The sequence below is a fragment of the Streptococcus fryi genome, assembly GCF_053206505.1.
In genome coordinates, this window is sequence record NZ_JBRUGW010000009.1 from 1 (window position 1) to 17,580 (window position 17,580).

The window sequence follows — 17,580 nt, forward strand, 5'->3', positions numbered from 1 at the left end:
GATTCCGAAACTTTGACAACTTTAAAAGAAGGATTTTGATTGCCTTGAACATCAAAAAGGAGAGAACCAATCTGATTCTCTCCAGATGTTAGCTTTTCATCTACCCACTACAGTTGACAAAGAGCCACAAATAAAACTGGGGTTTGCCCAGTTTTATTTGTATTATCTTCAAAAATCCATCATAGCCTACTCAGTGGCATCTGTAGTTGACTCTTCTTCTGTCAACTCTTCGGCTTCAAGAGATGTATCAGCTACGTCATCAGCCACATCTTTTTCAGATTGAGGCTTGTTCAAACGGTTTTGAGCAATAATAGCCTCTAAATTTTCGGTTGTGGTGTAAATACCAACCTCCATATCAATGATACTTGGCTCAGTTAACTTCGGTTTGATTTGGCTATAATAAGGCAAACGTTCCGAAAGTTTTGAGAGCGGTACTCTAATCTGATGACCATCCTTCATCCATAACAACAGAAAATCAGTCGTTACAGATTTTTCTATAGGATCAATGCTATCAATATTTTTCACAATTTTTTGATCAATAGTAGCCAGTTGAGTAATGATGCTTTGAATTTTCTTTTCATCAGATAAATTAATCGCAATATAATCTTTTGGCAATTGGTTAACAACCTGTGACTCAGGACGGGTTCCATTTTCCAAAATTGGTCGGTAGCCATCCTCTGTATCTGTATAAGCCACTATTTCATATTCATCAACAGTAATAATAAACTGATTGGGGAATTGATAGGTGATTTTAGCTGTTTTTACCCAATCATTACTCTCAATCACTTTCTGTGCATATTTAGCTCGATTTAACCAAACCGTCATCAGATAATCCTTATCTGCAATTTCTGATGTGGTTTTTATTGTTTTCTCGTCGGCATTAACAACCCCCTTAACACTAATCACTTTTTGCTTGCTATAGGGAGTTAGTGAAAATACGGATATCAGTAATATCACTAAAGAAAAAAGAACAATAGGAAGAACTTTTAATTTATCCTTAGTTGGAATACGAGGTTCTTTTTTTATTGTTTTGGGAGTTTCTGACGCAACAACCTCCTCAGTTGAATTTTGCTCTTCGATAGCTTTTAAGCCTGCTTTAGCCGCTTCTTTAGCTTCTTGCTCTTGACGACGTTGCTCTGCTTCACGTTCACGCTTTCGCTTCAAAAATTCAATATTACGCTGTTGCCACTCTGTCAACTGCTCCTTAGGAGACTTATTCTTTTTATCTTTTTTATTTTTCTGATTTGGCATTAGCTTCCTTTCCCTCTTTTTAAAAGACAGTGGGAGAGACAGCAAGTTTAGCTATGCCCCCATATCTTTAAGTAACATCTCATAAAACGCTTCAGGGGATTTGAGTTCCTCTGATTGTGCCATTTTAGCTTGATAATCGTCTTTATGTTCTATAAGTAACTTAATCTCTTTCTTTAAGCGTTCATTGGTCAACTCTGTTTCCATAAGCGCTCGTGCATATCCCTTGTCAACGAAATAAGTAGCGTTTTCCAACTGATCTCCACGACTAGCTTCTTTACCAAGTGGGATAATGAGATGTAGCTTTTTCATCGCTAACAATTCAAAAAGGGTGTTTGAGCCTCCTCTAGTCACCACAACATCTGCCATTTCAAGCAGAGGTTGATAGAGGTCAGTCGCATAAGCAAGACGATAAAGACGAGGCGATAATTCATTCAGCTCAGGATCCCCAGTTAGATTGATGATATTAACCTCTGACAGAAGGTCTAGGGTAGCTGTGATAAAGTCATTGAAAACCTTAGCACCTGCTGAGCCTCCAACAAAGAGTACAGTCGGTAAACGGTCATCAAATGCCAACTTCACTTGCTCCAATATAGACTGACTGTCTGCAGACAATGGCTGTAAATCACCTACCTTCGTAATAGCACCTACATGTCTTAGCTTGGGAAGACTTGACTCCTGATCAAAAGTTGTGTAAACAGTTGTTGCAAATTTGGAAGCAATCTTATTGGCTAGCCCCATTGATAAATCTGATTCGTGGATAAAGACAGGAACACCAGTCAATTTACCAGCAATAACAGGCGGAACCGATACAAAACCACCCTTTGAAAACAGGACTTGAGGACGTACATGCAACATAATGAGTAAGGATTGCAGAATACCGAACGTCACTTTAAAAACATCAATCACATTTTGCCAACTGAAATAACGTCTAAGCTTGCCTGTAGCAATACCGTGAAACGTCACAGGGTATCCAGAATCCTTGATTTGCTGATATTCAACACCTTTTTTGTCACCAATGTAATGCACTTCCCAACCATCTGATAGAAACTTAGGGATTAAAATGAGATTCAAAGTGACATGACCAACTGTTCCACCACCTGTAAACACCATTCTCTTTGCCATATCACTTGTTTCCTTTCAAAAGCTCATCATAAGCCTTTAAAAACACGTCACCACGGACTTCGAAATTTGGATACATGTCCCAACTTGCATTTGCTGGACTGAGTAAAATAGTGTCCCCTGCATTCGCCAACTCAAAAGCCTTAAGAGTAGCTTCTCTGATATCTGTAACATCAACATAAGGGACTCCTGCCATATCAGCAGCACGTTTTAACCGTTCTTTAGATTCTCCCAAAAGCACCATCATTTTCAATCCTCTTAGGTCAGGGACAAGATCGTCAAAGTCATTCCCTCGATCAAGTCCCCCCGCAATCAAAATCAGATGCTGATTGTCAAAACCTGATAAGGCCTTCTGTGTCGCTAGAATATTGGTCGATTTGCTATCATTATAGAATGCAATATCATCTATGGTACCAACATATTGCAAGCGATGTTTGACACCCCCAAAATGTGCCAAAGTTTCTCTAATAACCTGTGTATCAACACCTCTTAGCTTGCTAACCACAATCGTAGCGAGAGCGTTCTCGACATTATGGCTACCAGGAACACCGATTTCAGAAACTGGCATGATTGCCTCATCCTTATAATAAAGCATATTTTCTTTTAAGTAAGCTCCATCAACTTGCTCTTGCCTTGAAAAATAAAGAACATTTGCCTCAGTACCTTGAGCTAAGTCTTTAGCTAAAGACTGATTAGCATTTAAAATCAGATAATCCGACGAGGTCATCTGGTCTTGAATATGCCATTTGGCAGCCACATAAGCTTCAAAATCACCATGATAATCCAAATGGGATGGCTCAAAATTGGTGATCAGGGCAATGGTTGGATGAAAACTAGCTGTACCCATGAGCTGAAAGCTGGATAACTCCATCACCAAAGTATCTTGAGGTGTTGCTGCTTGGGCAACCTCACTAGCAGGAAAACCAATATTACCTGACAAGAGACCTGATTGACCAGCTGCATTTAGGACTTCTGAAATCATTGTTGTGGTCGTTGTTTTCCCATTTGAACCTGTAATAGCAATAATGGGCGCTTCTGAGATCAGATAGGCTAACTCAACCTCAGTCCATATTGGTATGCCTTTAGCCATAGCTTTCTCAACCATAGGATTGGTGTAGGGAATACCTGGGTTTTTGACCATCACTTCAAATTCTTCATCCAATAAGTCTAAGGGATGACTGCCACAAATCACCTTAATTCCTTCTTCAAGTAGTTTCTGGGCAGATGGATTATCCTCAAAAGGCTTACCATCATTAACTGTCACAATGGCCCCTAATTTCGCCAACAAACGTGCTGCCGCTTCACCCGAACGGGCTAGACCAAGTACCAACACTTTCTTAGCTTTTAAATCATTAAATGCTTTCATATCGTCTCAATTCTAGATAATAGTTTCCCATATATTTTACCCTTAATACCCGATTTTTTCAAGGTTTAAGGATAGTTTAACAAGAGCAAATAAACTACAAAAAGAGACCTAGAGGCCTCCTTTTATGATTATATTTAGCTTAAAACTAAGCTTTTAAATAACGGCGCATCGAAAGCGTAGAACCAAACGAACCGATCAAAATACCTATCACAAACAAAATACCAATTAAGTAAAAAATATGTGGATATGGTGAATACATTGATAATCCTTGACGAACAAGTGCAGGGTTAGACTGCAAATAAACCGTTTGGTAACCATAATACAGTAAGATTGAGGGCATGATTGCACCTAACATACCTACCCATGCTCCCTCTAAGAAAAATGGCCCTTTGATATAGCTATTCTTAGCACCAACCAAACGCATGATTTGAATTTCACGGCTACGAGACATAATTGTGATACGAACTGTATTGGAAATCAATAAAATAGCAATAAATAGGAATACCCCCATTCCAACAAAGCCCCATAGACGAACAACTCCTGCTATTTTAAATACTTTCTCAGTATCTGTTCCACCGTATTCTACAAAATCAACACCTGTAATCTTTTTAATTTGTTTAGCAACAGGTTTGACCTGATCAGGTGTTTTGGTATTAACAATGTAAACATTGTAAAGTGGATTTGAATCACCATCAAAAACGTGCCAATCATCACCCATAACTGCAATCAATTTTTTTAATTCTTCATCTTTGCTAGAAAAAGTAACAGATTCAACACCTTCAATAGCTGTAATCTGGTTGTAAACCTTATGGTAATCTCCGTTTTCTACTGTCTGACCTTGTGCATTAACAATCGTTTCTAGATGGTCAGTCGAATCCACTAACAGATAGGTATTGATGCGAATATTATTTTCAATACCTGTTGCGATACGCTCAGTATTAAAAATAACAGAAGCAATAATCCCAACTAAAATCAAGGTAATGGAAACAGAGGTAATTGACGCAAAAGTCATCCAACCGTTACGTTTCAAATTTTTAATGGAATTCCATAAATGTCTAAAAAATCTACTAATCATCGTAACCGTAATCTCCTCCTTCTTCATCACGCACCACTCGTCCACCTTCTATGGCAATAACGCGGTGGCGGAGGGTATTAACAATCTGGCTATTATGAGTTGCCATCAAAATTGTTGTCCCTTGTAAATTGATGCGCTCTAATAGATTCATGATTTCCCATGAAATCTCTGGATCCAAGTTTCCAGTTGGTTCATCTGCAATCAACAACTTAGGATTGTTAACAATCGCACGCGCAATGGCAACACGTTGTTGCTCCCCTCCTGACAACTGGTCTGGGAAGGCTCTCATCTTATGCTTAAGACCTACTAACTCCAATACTTCTGGTACGCGTTTTTTAATTTGACGACGTCGTTCTCCAATAACCTCCATGGCATAAGCCACATTTTCGAATACAGTCTTTTTAGGTAATAACTTATAGTCTTGGAAGACAACACCAATGCTGCGTCGAAGATAGGGAACGTCTCTAGCTTTTAATTTATTAAGATTGAATTCTCCAACTTTTAGACTTCCTTCAGTTAACTTTTCCTCACGATAAAGGAGCTTGATAAAAGTCGACTTACCTGCTCCTGATGGCCCTACTAGATAGGCAAACTCCCCTTGATTAACACTTAGTGTGACATCTCTAAGGGCAGTCGTTGAGCGATGGTACTTTTTACCAACACCTTTCATTTCAATCAATGCCATAGTTTTTTCCTTTTCTATTTCTTTTTCTTTTTATTATGAAGCTCTACCATTATTCCATTCGCCATTTGAGGTAAGCATCGATAAAACCATCTAAATCACCATCCATAACCTTATCAACTTGTGCCACTTCAAAGCTGGTACGATGATCTTTGACCATGGTGTATGGCGTAAAGACATAGGAACGAATCTGACTGCCCCAAGTGATTTCTTTCTTATCACCCTTGAGAGCAGAAACTTCTTCGGCTTTCTTTTCTTGTTCCAATTGATAAAGTTTGGCTTGGAGCATTTTCATCGCTCTATCACGGTTACCATATTGGGTACGATCAACTGTCGAAGCGACAACAATACCTGTTGGAATATGGGTTAACCGAACACCTGTTGATACCTTGTTGACGTTCTGACCACCAGCACCTCCTGAACGGAAGGTATCCATTTTCACCTCATCATCACGAATATCTATTTCAATGGTATCATCTAATTCAGGCATGACCTCAACAGAGGCAAAAGAGGTATGACGACGTTTTGCTGAGTCAAATGGGGAAATACGTACTAGACGATGAACACCCATTTCTGATTTCAACAAGCCGTAAGCATTTGGGCCTTCAAAGGATAAGGTGACAGATTTGATACCTGCTTCATCTCCCGCTTGATAATCTAGCGTCTCAACCTTAAAGCCTTTGGCATTACCAAAACGCACATACATTCTCAAGAGCATATCTCCCCAGTCCTGAGCCTCTGTTCCTCCCGAACCTGGATGAATTTCTAAAATAGCATTATTGTGATCATAGGGTTCTGATAGCAATAATGTCATTTCATAACTAGACATGGTTTTTGATAAATCAATCAATTTTTCTTCTAGTTCTTCCTGCATGCTAGCGTCCTCTGCTAACATTTCCAAGAGCAACTCTGTCTCATCAGACAATTCTTCCATACTATGGAAGGTTTGATAGGTCATTTTTAAATTATTTAAGTCTTGAGATACTTTTTGAGCTGTTAGATTATCATTCCAAAAATCTGGTTCAGTCATTTGATTTTCTAATAAAGCAATCTCTTCTTCTAACCTATCGAGGTCAAAGTGACCTCCTGAAGCTAGTCAACTTCTCTTTGTTTTCTACTATTTTTTGACGGATTTCTGAAATATCCATAGAATGCCTCTTTTCTTACTTTATAAGCTTTAAACAGTGTATCACAAATCTATTGAATTTGCCATTGTTTCAAGACACGTTCTCTTTCTTCGGTAATATCTGGATGGTCTGACGTGACCTCCTCAATCAAGCTAATCAGATCTGGTGTCGGTTTTTTGACAATTTCACCAACAGCCCAAATCGCTGTCGCCGTATGTATGGGATTATTGTTTTTTTCGATAATCTGAAGTAATTTGACAACCGCTGTTTTATCATGGCTATTGGCTAGCGCGATAATGGCATTGCGCTGCAAGATGTTCTTCCCTCTCCATGATGCTGCTATCATGCCGAATTGCTCTTTAAATGTCTTATTGGACATTTCCAAAAACGGTAGTAATTCAGGATGAGCTAAGTCTGGATTGATTTCTGTAGCAATCGGATTATCAATCCCCTTGTTATAAGGACAGGCGATTTGACAAATGTCACAACCATAAATAACCGTCTTGATTTTCTTGCGAAATTCCAATGCCATCATGCCTTTGTCCTGTGTCTGAAAAGACAGACAACGCTTAGCATTCATGGTACTATCTCCATTGAGACATGAGGTAGGACAAGCCGTTAAACAACGCGTGCAATCACCACAATCATAATCAACTGGACTGTCAGGCTCAATCTCTAAATTGGTGATTAGCTCACCCAAAAACATATAGGAGCCAAACTCTTTTGAAATGACTAGACCATTTTTTCCAATAAAACCAATACCAGCCCGCCTAGCAACAGCAGTATCTACCAGAGCACCAGTATCAACCATGGCTTTATGCTCTAAAGAGAAATCCTTACACAGTTCTTCAATCCCTTTAGCAAGACGTGCTAGTTTTTCTTGAAGTACAAAATGATAATCCAATCCCCAACTACTAGGGGTTATCTTACCACGTTTGTAGTCTGTTTTCGGAGGCTGAACGGGTAATTTGTGAGGATAGGCAACAGCAATTGAGATAATGGTTTTAGCGTTCTCTAAAGATAATTTAGGGTAAATACGTTCGTCAATATTTTTATGTTCAAATCCTGAATTTGTACCATTTTCAACGCTATGACGTAATGTTTTTTCTAAATAAGCAAAGTCATCTGCGGTGGTAAATCCAATCTTTGAAATCCCTATTTCCTTTGCCAATGCTTGAATTTCTGCCTTAATATCCATTCTTATATTTTAATGGAAATTAAGATTGGCTGCAAGACTATTCGCTTACAAATTGTAACATTTATTGCATCAGTGTAACAGCCTCATAGTTTTAGATAACGCTTACATATGCTATAATCATAGTATGCTATCTTATCTTCGTGTGTTTTTGTTTTTAAAGAAAGGAGCTTTTTATGCCAGCGACCATCTCCAGTCAACTCAAGCATCGTTCCTACAAGGTTTTGCTTAACGGCGAATACATCCATACACTGATGCCAAAGGATACAATCACCCTAGATTTAAAGGCACCTCAGCAAGTATTAACCTTCAAAAAATCAAGAACACAACCGATGATCATTGACGATAATGACCATCTCGTATTAAGTGAAACACAGCCTTTTAAAACATTGAACAGCCTGCCAGTGCAGATAAGCTATACCATTATCTGTCTATTAGTCTTGCCTTATCTACTCCAATCAAATCTAGCCTCAACTATTCTCATACCATTACTTTTATTCTCACCGTATCTCCCATATATCTTTTTTCCACAGTTTATCAATTAGTAGAAAGCCAGCCAATGTCAATCACGATTATTAACCAACTCAACAATCCTTATAACTACACCATCTTGTTAAACGGCAAACCCGTACAAAGCATTAAACAAAGAGAGACCATCTCCATTCCGCTTGAAAAAGGGGAAAACCAGATTAGCTTCAAGTATGCCAAGATACCTGCTATTTCGGTGAAAGAAGGAGATACATTGATTTTAGAAGATCAATTCCCTTTTGCTATCCTCACTCATTGGGGGTTTCAACTCATCTACTTTATCTTCCTCTACTTCGTTAACAGTATCATCCATGCAAAATTGAAAATTATCGTTATTCCTCTTTTATTATTACTCCCAGCACTACCTTATCTCTTACTTCCACATTTTACCATTCAAAGGAGGTAAAGCATGGCTATAACTATTGTCAATCAGACCACACATCCAGCAAACTTCAGTGTGCTCATCAACGGTAAGAAAGTTGATAAACTTATTCCAAAAGAAACATTGCTAGTTGGGTTACCTACAGAACCAGCAACTTTATCGTTCAGATGGTCTCGAACAAAACCTATCCAAGTCAACAATGACGATGTCATTATCCTAACTGACCACAAGGTTAACGCCTTCCTGAGAAACAAATGGGTTTATTTTATCTCTTTTATAGTATGGCTTACGCTAGTTAATTTAATTCGAAAATTTGAATTATTTAACGATTATGAGACTATTTTTAAAACCAACCCATTCTTTAGAATACTACTACCTCCTTCTAATCCTGTCATATGGTTAACACTAGCACAAGCTTTTACCCCTAGTTTCATCATCACTAAATCATAAGAAAAAACGTTATATGTGATTGTAATGACACTCATCACATATAACGTTTTTAGTTTGACTTAGAGTTAGATAGCTTTCTTATCTTGACCAAGTAATCGTTGAATCAATTTTACTAATTCAACCAAAATAAGCATAGTGAAACTTCCAAAAACAACAACTAGCCATTGACTCATTTCTAGGTGAGTCACATGGAAGATGTTTTCCAAGAATGGAATTGTTAACGTCGCTAGTAAAAGAACAAGTGAGCCAACAATTGACCAATTGAATGTTTTATTTTTAAACGGCCCAACTGTGAAGATAGACTGATAAACAGACTTAACGTTAAATGCGTGAACCAACTGAATCAAACCAAGTGTTGCATAAGCCATTGTCAAGGCATCTGCATGAACTTCTGCATAAGTCGTATGTACTGGGTAAGTAATACCATAGAAATAAACACCCAAAACTAAGATAGCTTGGAAAATACCTTGATAGATAACAGCCTCAAGTACTCCACCTGAGAAGAAACTTGAGTTACGACCACGAGGTTTATGGCTCATTACACCTGGTTCTGCTGGCTCCATACCAAGAGCAATGGCTGGAAGTGTGTCTGTTACAAGGTTAATCCAAAGGAGGTGAACTGGTTCAAGAACATCCCAACCAAATAGAGTTGCAAGGAAGATACACAATACTTCTGCCGTATTAGCTGAAAGAAGATATTGGATTGTTTTTTGGATGTTTGAGAAGACCTTACGTCCTTCTTCAACAGCAACGATAATTGTGGCAAAGTTGTCATCGGCAAGAACCATGTCAGAAGCACCTTTAGATACTTCTGTACCAGTGATACCCATACCGATACCGATATCTGCTGTTTTCAGTGATGGCGCATCGTTAACACCGTCACCAGTCATGGCCACGACCTTACCTTCATTTTGCCAAGCTTTAACAATACGTACTTTGTGTTCTGGTGACACACGCGCATATACCGAATACTGTTTAAAGACTTTTTGGAATTCTTCATCAGTCAGTTCATTCAATTCAGCACCAGTAAAGACATGATCTTCTGTATCATTTGGATCAATAATACCAAGACGTTTTGCAATAGCCTCAGCTGTATCTTGGTGGTCACCTGTAATCATGATTGGACGAATACCCGCTTCTTTAGCGACACGAACGGCTTCAGCTGCTTCAGGGCGCTCGGGGTCAATCATACCCACTAAACCGGCAAAAACAAGGTTATTTTCAACGACTTCTGTATCAAGCTCAGGTACTTGTGTTTCATACTTATAAGCCATCATCAAGACACGGAGTGCTTGCTTAGCTAAATCTTTATTGACAGCCAAAATCGCTGCTTTATCCTCATCAGTAATCGGACGAAGAGTATCGCCATCTTCAATCTGTGTCACACGCTTCAATAATTGATCTGGTGCACCTTTGACAGCAACCAAAATCTTATCGTCAGCAATGCGGTGTAGTGTTGACATCAACTTACGGTCAGAATCAAACGGCAACTCACCAACACGTGGTTGTTCCTTAAGCACAGCACGCACATCAAACCCATGATCCAAACCAAATTGAACTAAGGCTGTCTCTGTTGGATCTCCAATCAACTTACCTGACTCATCAACTTTTGTATCATTGGCAAAGTTCATGATACGAAGTGTCATGTTTGAGTGATCTAGGTCAGTTACCGCATCCAACAACTCACCACCAGTGTAGATTTTTTCGACAGTCATTTGGTTCATTGTTAGAGTACCAGTCTTATCTGAAGCGATAATTTCTGTAGATCCGAGTGTTTCAACGGCTGGTAACTTACGAACGATTGAGTTACGTTTAGCCAAGACCTGTGTTCCCATTGAAAGAACAATTGTAACAACGGCTGGCAAACCTTCTGGGATAGCTGCTACTGCAAGAGCTACCGCTGTCATCAAGGCATTCAATGGTGATTCCCCACGAACAAAAACAGAAACCGCAAAGGTAATCGCAGCAATACCTAAAACCATATAAGTCAGAACTTTAGATAACTGATGAAGGTTTTGTTTCAATGGTGTATCTGATTCATCAGCATTTTGCAACATGCTAGCAATATGACCAACTTCTGTAAACATTCCTGTGTTAGTAACAACACCTAAACCACGTCCATAAGTAACGTTTGAGTTTTGATACCCCATGTTCACACGGTCACCAATACCTGCATCTTCTGCTAGAGTAACGGTCAAATCTTTTTCAACTGGAACAGACTCACCCGTCAAAGCCGCCTCTTCAATTTTCAATGAATTAGCTTCAAGTAAGCGCATATCAGCTGGAACAACGTCACCTGCTTCAAGCAAGACCACATCTCCAGGTACAAGCTCTTTTGAGTCTACTTCTTTAACATGACCATCACGGCGCACACGCGCAAGTGGGCTAGACATTGATTTCAAAGCATCAATCGCTGCTTCTGCTTGACCCTCTTGGTAAACACCGAAGGCTGCGTTCAAGACAACAACGAGTAGGATGATAATCGCATCCGTTAACCCATGCATCCCTTCAGTCACAATTGATAAAGCTGCCGCTGCCAATAAAATGATAATCATCAAATCTTTGAACTGATCAACAAACTTTTGGAACAGTGTGCGCTTTTCGCCCTCTTCTAGCTCATTACGACCAAATGTTTCCAAACGCTTTGTGGCTTCTTCTGTGGTCAAGCCTTTTTTGCTCGTTGATAAAGCCTCAAAGACTTCCTCTGGGGACTGCGTATAGAACGCTTGACGTTTTTGTTCTTTCAACAAAACAATTCTCCTTTTTTCTAGTCCAAATAGGCTAACCTATCTGACAAAATTAGTGTTACAAGTCTTTTACATAGAAAAAGACCTGTTTACTGGTTAAACAAGTCTCGCTGTTTAAGACACTGCCGGAAATTTCTTTCGTAATGACGACACTGTCACGGGTAATCCCCGTCTGCTACTCCCTTGATAAAGGTTATTATACACAAAAAACACGACTCTGACAAGTGTTTTCACCTTAGAACAACTTAATCTAAAACCAGTTCAACAGACAAATCATACGAGGCTAAAACACTATCTTCTTCTTCAGAAGTCAATAAATCATATGTCATTTTTAGACAACTATTCGCCATGTCTGCTTCAAAGTACCTTGTCCTAGTTAATAACTTTTGAAGACCCATCGGTGTCGGTATAGTGGCTAAACCTAGCCCATCTTTTTGAAAACGCATAATTGTATTTGGAGTCGAAAACCGTGTCATAAGCATTTCCGAAGGACTAAACTTAATCACGACCTTTTCCTTATCATCATTTTGGTAAACCAAATAATCATAACCACCTTTTTTAGTCAATTGGCAGTCATGTTGCTCGGTAACCAGATCCGTCTCTCCATCTATTTGGATATGGTTGGTAATCAAAACTTTCATTCTTTACAGTCCTTTCCATGTGGTTACTTAGTGTCTTAAATGATTCAAGCCCTACTCATTGTACCAATTTCATCTTTTTCTAGCAAATATCAGTGATTTGGGTATTAAGCGTAAGGTTTTACTAGGGTTTATAACTAACTTTTGTTATAATAAGATTATGTTTGAAAAGATTTTTCGTGACCCTGTCCACAACGATATTTTAATTAAAGACCCGCTTATCTATGAACTTATAAATACGCGTGAGTTTCAACGATTACGCCGTATTAAACAATTAGGAACGACTAGCTATACCTTTCACGGTGGAGAACATAGTCGTTTTTCACACTGCCTAGGTGTTTATGATATTGCTAGACGTATGATAGAGCGCTTTTCAGAGAGGTATGCTGATCTCTGGAATACCAACGACAATCAATTAACTATGGTTGCAGCCTTACTCCACGATATCGGACATGGTGCCTACTCTCATACTTTTGAAGGTTTATTTGACACAGACCATGAAGCCTTTACCCAAGAGATTATTCTCAACAAGAAAACAGATGTTAACCGTATCTTGTCACGTGTCTCTCCAGATTTTCCCAATAAAGTAGCTAGTGTCATCAATCATACCTACACTAATAAGCAGGTTGAACAACTCATCTCAAGCCAAATCGACTGCGATCGCATGGACTATTTGCTAAGGGATTCTTTCTTCACAGGGGTTAGCTACGGTGCTTTTGATTTAACCCGTATTTTAGCGATCATACAGCCTACGGAAGAAGGAATTGCTTTTAAAGCTAGTGGTATGCATGCCGTCGAAGATTATATTTTACGTCGTTACCAAATGTATATGCAGGTCTATTTCCACCCTGCCAGTCGAGCTATTGAAGTATTACTACAAAATTTACTCAAACGTGCTAAAGAACTCTATCAAATAGATAAAACTTTCTTTGAGACCTACTCTCCTTGCCTTATTCCGTTTTTTAATCATGACTTTTCTTTGGAAGACTACTTAGCTCTTGATGACGGTGTACTTAACACCTATTTCCAAACCTGGATTAACCATCCAGATACTATTCTTTCCGACCTGTCCAGTCGTTTCATCAATCGCCAAGTATTTAAATCCATTACCTTTGATGAAGAAAATCGTGACCAAGTTGAAAAACTGCGTCAGTTGGTTAGTCAGGTTGGTTTTGACCCTGATTTTTATACTGCCATTCATAGTAATTTCGATCTTCCTTATGATATCTACCGCCCCCAAGCTAAACACCCTCGCACACAGATTGACATTATACAAAAGGATGGTAGTATCACAGAACTATCTAGTTTGTCGAGCTTAGTAGATGCTCTCGCTGGAACGATCCATGGGGACAGACGTTTTTACTTCCCTAAAGAAATGTTGATCACAGATGATCTCTTCTCAGAGTCAAAAATCACATTTAACCAATATATTAAAAACGAGCATTTAACTCCTAACGGTGAGACAAAAAACTGAACAAGTCTACCTTAACAACTCATCAAACAATTTATAAGAGTTGCTTTCTGTACACTAATCAAACGGTGAAAACGAAAGCAATTCTTTTTTATTATCACATTTCCTTTTTCATCTCAAAAAATGACAAATAGCACAATTTTTAGTAATATAGTAGTGGTGCTTTAAAATAGATTTGTCTTATTTTCAAAGCAAATGGTAAGTATAGAAATAGGGTATCTAAGAAACACTTAGCCCCCTGATGTAAAGGAGACATCATGTCAATCAAATTAGTTGCCGTTGATATAGACGGTACATTAGTCAATAGTCAACGCGAGATCACACCTGAAGTCTTTCAAGCTGTCCAGGATGCCAAAGCTGCAGGTGTCAAAATTGTCATCACAACAGGACGACCAATTGCCGGTGTGACGAAACTACTCGAAGAGTTAAACCTCAATCAAGAGGGCGACTACGTCATTACCTTTAATGGTGGTCTGGTCCAAGATGCTGCAACGGGGCACGAATTAGTCAAGGAAACCTTGACTTATGATGACTACCTTGATATTGAGCTTTTGGCACGCAAACTCGGCGTGCACATGCATGCCATTACTAAGGATGGCATTTATACAGCCAATAGAAATATTGGTAAATACACTGTCCACGAGGCGACCTTGGTTAATATGCCAATCTTCTACCGTACACCAGAAGAAATGGCTGACAAAGAAATCGTGAAAATCATGTTCATTGACGAACCCGATATTCTTGACCAGGCTATCAGCCAAATCCCTAAAGAAGTAGCTGACAAATATACATTGGTAAAATCACAACCTTTCTATTTAGAAGTGGTCAATAAAAATGTCAGCAAGGGCAATGCTATCATCCACCTAAGTCAAACCTTAGGCATTGACCTATCTGAAACAATGGCCATTGGGGATGAGGAAAACGACCGTGCCATGCTTGAGGTAGTTGCTAATCCTGTCGTTATGGCAAATGGCAACCCTGAACTAAAGAAAATCGCTAAATACATCACCAAATCCAATGACGAAAGTGGTGTAGCCTATGCTATCAGAGAGTGGGTATTAAACTAATGTACACCTTTAAAACCCAATTAGATGCACAAGAGCACGATACCTTTGTCATCAATAGCCCCTTGACCAACCTTTTACAAAGTGCTCATTGGTCAACGGTCAAAGACAACTGGAATAACGAACGCGTTGGCTTCTACAAGGACAATGAATTAGTCGCTGTTGCCTCAATCCTTATTCGACCACTGCCACTCGGATTTTCCATGTTTTATATCCCACGTGGTCCCATTATGGATTATGACAATCCTGACTTGGTGACTTTTGTCTTGTCCTCACTTAAAGCCATTGCTAAAAAACACAGGGCTATCCTCATCACTTTCGACCCTAGTTTGTTAATCAGACAATACCAGCTCGGTGAAATTAGTGAAGACAATCCAGATACCTTGAGGCAATTAAAACTATTACAGGACGCTGGGGCTATCTGGTCAGGGCGAACAACCGATTTGTCAGCAACTATTCAACCAAGATTTCAAGCAAACATTCACAAAGAACAGTTTGGCATGGAATTATTGAGCAAAAAGATTAGACAGGAAATAAGAACTGCACAAAACAAAGGACTTACCGTTGACGTTGGCAAACTTGACTTGCTTCCTCAATTTAGCAAACTCATGTCCAAAACAGCTGAACGTAAGCATATCAACCTGAGAAACGAAGACTATTACAGAACCTTGTTAACAACTTACCCTGACAATGCTCATATTGTACTAACTAGCCTAAATCTTGTCCAACAAGAAAAAACACTGACGAATAGACTTGATCAGGCGACCAAACAGACTGAGCAATTTACACCAAAAACAGCACAAGGTAAAATTAAAGAGGTCCAACAAAGTATCGAGCGCCTAACCAAAGAATTACAATTCATCAGAGAAGAGTTAGCAAAAGGAAGCCAAAAAATACCTCTAGCTGCCACCTTGACCATTGACTTTGGCAAGACCTCTGAGAACCTATATGCTGGGATGGACGAAAAGTTCCGTCACTATCAGCCAGCCGTCTTGACATGGTACCAAACAGCTTTGAAAGCCTTTGAACGTGGTGCCAAACGGCACAACATGGGAGGGGTTGAAAACCAATTAGAAGGCGGTCTCATCCAATTTAAATCAAAATTCAATCCGATGATTGAAGAGTATATCGGCGAATTTGAACTACCCGTCTACAAACCACTCTACAAGCTAGCTAAACTAGCCCTTAACCTACGTCAAAAATTAAGGAGAAAACACTAATGGCCTTAACTAGTTTGACAAAAGAACAATTTAAACAATATCTTGAAAAAGTCCCAGAAGCATCTTTTTTACAATCGCTTGAAATGGCTGAACTACTCAGCAAACGTGGTTTTAAGGTGGCATTTATGGCTCATGAAGCCGTAGGTGATATTAAGGTGGCTGCCATTGTTTACAGCAAACCTATGACAGGAGGACTTCACATGGAGGTCAATGCTGGACCAATTGCTACCGATAAAACGTATCTGTCAGCGTTTTATCAGGAACTTATGACTTACGCCAAAGACAATAATGCACTTCAACTTCTTGTCAAACCTTATGATACCTATCAAACTTTTGATAGCAACGGTCAGCCCACTGGTCCTGAAAACACCGTTCTTATCCAACACTTGACTGATTTAGGTTATAAACACGATGGCCTACAAACAGGCTATCCCGGTGGCGAACCTGATTGGCATTATGTCAAAGATCTCAGTCAATTGACAACTGAAACACTTTTTAAATCTCTCAGTAAAAAAGGAAAGCCTCTAATCAAAAAAGCACATTCATTTGGTATCAAATTAAGACCCTTGAAACGCGATGAACTCCATCGCTTCAAAGCGATTACAAGCGCTACTTCTGAACGTCGAGAATATTCTGACAAAGACCTAGATTATTACCAAGACTTTTATGATAGCTTTGGGCAGAAGGCTGAATTTATGATGGCTAGCATTAATTTTTGTGACTACCTCACCAAAATTGAACTGGGTCAAGAACAGCTAAATGATAAAATTAATCAATTAAAACAACAATACCTACACAACCAAGACTCCCCAAAATTCAATAGAGTCTTAAAAGAGTTAGTTAGTCAAAAAGAGACATTTGATATTCGACACGCTGAAGCACTCTCTCTCATTGAAACATATGGTGAAGCAGATATTGATTTAGCAGCTAGCCTCTTTATCTACGATAACAAAGAAGCTGTTTACCTTTTCAGTGGCTCTTTGCCCGAATTTAATAAATTCTACGCTCCTGCCCTACTACAAGAACATGCTATGTCAAAAGCGATTCAACAACACATTCCAACTTACAATATGTTAGGTATTACAGGACTATTTGATGGTAGTGATGGTGTCCTTCGCTTCAAACAACAATTTAACGGCCATATCACTCGTAAAATGGGAACTTTTAGATATTATCCAAATCCCTTTAAATTTAAGGCTATTCAATCCTTAAAAAAACTAGCTAACACCCTAAGAAAATAAAAAAATGAGCCAATAGGCTCCTAG

Annotated in this window: 16 protein-coding genes; 7 read left to right on the plus strand and 9 right to left on the minus strand. The window is 39.0% G+C overall.

The genetic code is table 11. The annotated features are described in order from the left end of the window. Positions 1-186: 186 nt before the first annotated feature. The 7 genes from ACVRZH_RS03660 to queG form a co-directional block, all read right to left on the minus strand. Positions 187-1,251: a cell division protein FtsQ/DivIB gene (locus ACVRZH_RS03660; RefSeq protein WP_447453969.1), complete on the minus strand. Its 1,065-nt coding sequence runs from the start codon at positions 1,249-1,251 to the stop codon at positions 187-189. Positions 1,252-1,302: 51 nt separating this feature from the next. After that, positions 1,303-2,373, minus strand: coding sequence for a UDP-N-acetylglucosamine--N-acetylmuramyl-(pentapeptide) pyrophosphoryl-undecaprenol N-acetylglucosamine transferase (locus ACVRZH_RS03665; protein WP_447453970.1), 1,071 nt, complete (start codon positions 2,371-2,373; stop codon positions 1,303-1,305). A 1-nt stretch (position 2,374) separates the two neighbouring features. Next, positions 2,375-3,736, minus strand: coding sequence for a UDP-N-acetylmuramoyl-L-alanine--D-glutamate ligase (murD, locus tag ACVRZH_RS03670; RefSeq protein ID WP_447453971.1), 1,362 nt, complete (start codon positions 3,734-3,736; stop codon positions 2,375-2,377). Positions 3,737-3,881: 145 nt separating this feature from the next. Further along, the gene (gene ftsX / locus ACVRZH_RS03675) at positions 3,882-4,811 is read right to left on the minus strand and encodes a permease-like cell division protein FtsX (protein ID WP_447453972.1); all 930 of its coding nucleotides are present in this window, start codon (positions 4,809-4,811) and stop codon (positions 3,882-3,884) included. Continuing rightward, complete coding sequence (gene ftsE / locus ACVRZH_RS03680; RefSeq protein ID WP_447453973.1) at positions 4,804-5,496, minus strand: cell division ATP-binding protein FtsE; 693 nt, start codon at positions 5,494-5,496, stop codon at positions 4,804-4,806. Before ftsE ends, ftsX begins: the two co-directional genes overlap by 8 nt. A gap of 49 nt (positions 5,497-5,545) precedes the next feature. Beyond that, positions 5,546-6,641, minus strand: a protein-coding gene (prfB, locus tag ACVRZH_RS03685; RefSeq protein WP_447453974.1) for a peptide chain release factor 2 whose coding sequence is annotated in 2 segments (ribosomal slippage) — positions 5,546-6,568 and positions 6,570-6,641 — 1,095 coding nt in all. Because the reading frame shifts where the segments join, the coding sequence is not laid out codon by codon here. A 49-nt stretch (positions 6,642-6,690) separates the two neighbouring features. Beyond that, positions 6,691-7,818, minus strand: a complete 1,128-nt coding sequence (queG, locus tag ACVRZH_RS03690; protein WP_447453975.1) for a tRNA epoxyqueuosine(34) reductase QueG — start codon at positions 7,816-7,818, stop codon at positions 6,691-6,693. 173 nt (positions 7,819-7,991) lie between these two features. On the opposite strand from queG, the gene ACVRZH_RS03695 reads away from it, so the two are divergent. The 3 genes from ACVRZH_RS03695 to ACVRZH_RS03705 are packed head-to-tail and all read left to right on the plus strand — an operon-like array spanning position 7,992 to position 9,175. Beyond that, positions 7,992-8,360 carry a hypothetical protein gene (locus ACVRZH_RS03695; protein WP_447453976.1) on the plus strand — a complete coding sequence of 123 codons (369 nt, stop codon included), beginning with the start codon at positions 7,992-7,994 and terminating at the stop codon, positions 8,358-8,360. 14 nt (positions 8,361-8,374) lie between these two features. After that, positions 8,375-8,749, plus strand: coding sequence for a DUF2057 domain-containing protein (locus ACVRZH_RS03700; RefSeq protein WP_447453977.1), 375 nt, complete (start codon positions 8,375-8,377; stop codon positions 8,747-8,749). A gap of 3 nt (positions 8,750-8,752) precedes the next feature. Continuing rightward, positions 8,753-9,175, plus strand: a complete 423-nt coding sequence (locus ACVRZH_RS03705) for a hypothetical protein (protein ID WP_447453978.1) — start codon at positions 8,753-8,755, stop codon at positions 9,173-9,175. Between the two features lie 65 nt (positions 9,176-9,240). Here ACVRZH_RS03705 and ACVRZH_RS03710 read toward each other — a convergent pair whose 3' ends face one another. Then, on the minus strand, positions 9,241-11,925 hold the full coding sequence (locus ACVRZH_RS03710) for a calcium-translocating P-type ATPase, PMCA-type (protein WP_447453979.1): 2,685 nt from the start codon (positions 11,923-11,925) through the stop codon (positions 9,241-9,243). A gap of 242 nt (positions 11,926-12,167) precedes the next feature. Continuing rightward, a complete protein-coding gene (locus ACVRZH_RS03715) occupies positions 12,168-12,563 on the minus strand; it encodes a YwiB family protein (RefSeq protein WP_447453980.1) in 396 nt (131 codons plus the stop codon). 157 nt (positions 12,564-12,720) lie between these two features. Between ACVRZH_RS03715 and ACVRZH_RS03720 the strand changes: the two genes are divergently transcribed. From ACVRZH_RS03720 to ACVRZH_RS03735, 4 genes are all read left to right on the plus strand, one after another. Then, on the plus strand, positions 12,721-14,034 hold the full coding sequence (locus ACVRZH_RS03720) for an HD domain-containing protein (protein ID WP_447453981.1): 1,314 nt from the start codon (positions 12,721-12,723) through the stop codon (positions 14,032-14,034). A 254-nt stretch (positions 14,035-14,288) separates the two neighbouring features. Continuing rightward, a complete protein-coding gene (gene yidA, locus ACVRZH_RS03725) occupies positions 14,289-15,098 on the plus strand; it encodes a sugar-phosphatase (protein WP_447453982.1) in 810 nt (269 codons plus the stop codon). Further along, positions 15,098-16,315, plus strand: coding sequence for an aminoacyltransferase (locus ACVRZH_RS03730; protein WP_447453983.1), 1,218 nt, complete (start codon positions 15,098-15,100; stop codon positions 16,313-16,315). Before yidA ends, ACVRZH_RS03730 begins: the two co-directional genes overlap by 1 nt. After that, positions 16,315-17,556, plus strand: coding sequence for an aminoacyltransferase (locus tag ACVRZH_RS03735; protein ID WP_447453984.1), 1,242 nt, complete (start codon positions 16,315-16,317; stop codon positions 17,554-17,556). Before ACVRZH_RS03730 ends, ACVRZH_RS03735 begins: the two co-directional genes overlap by 1 nt. Positions 17,557-17,580: the final 24 nt, after the last annotated feature.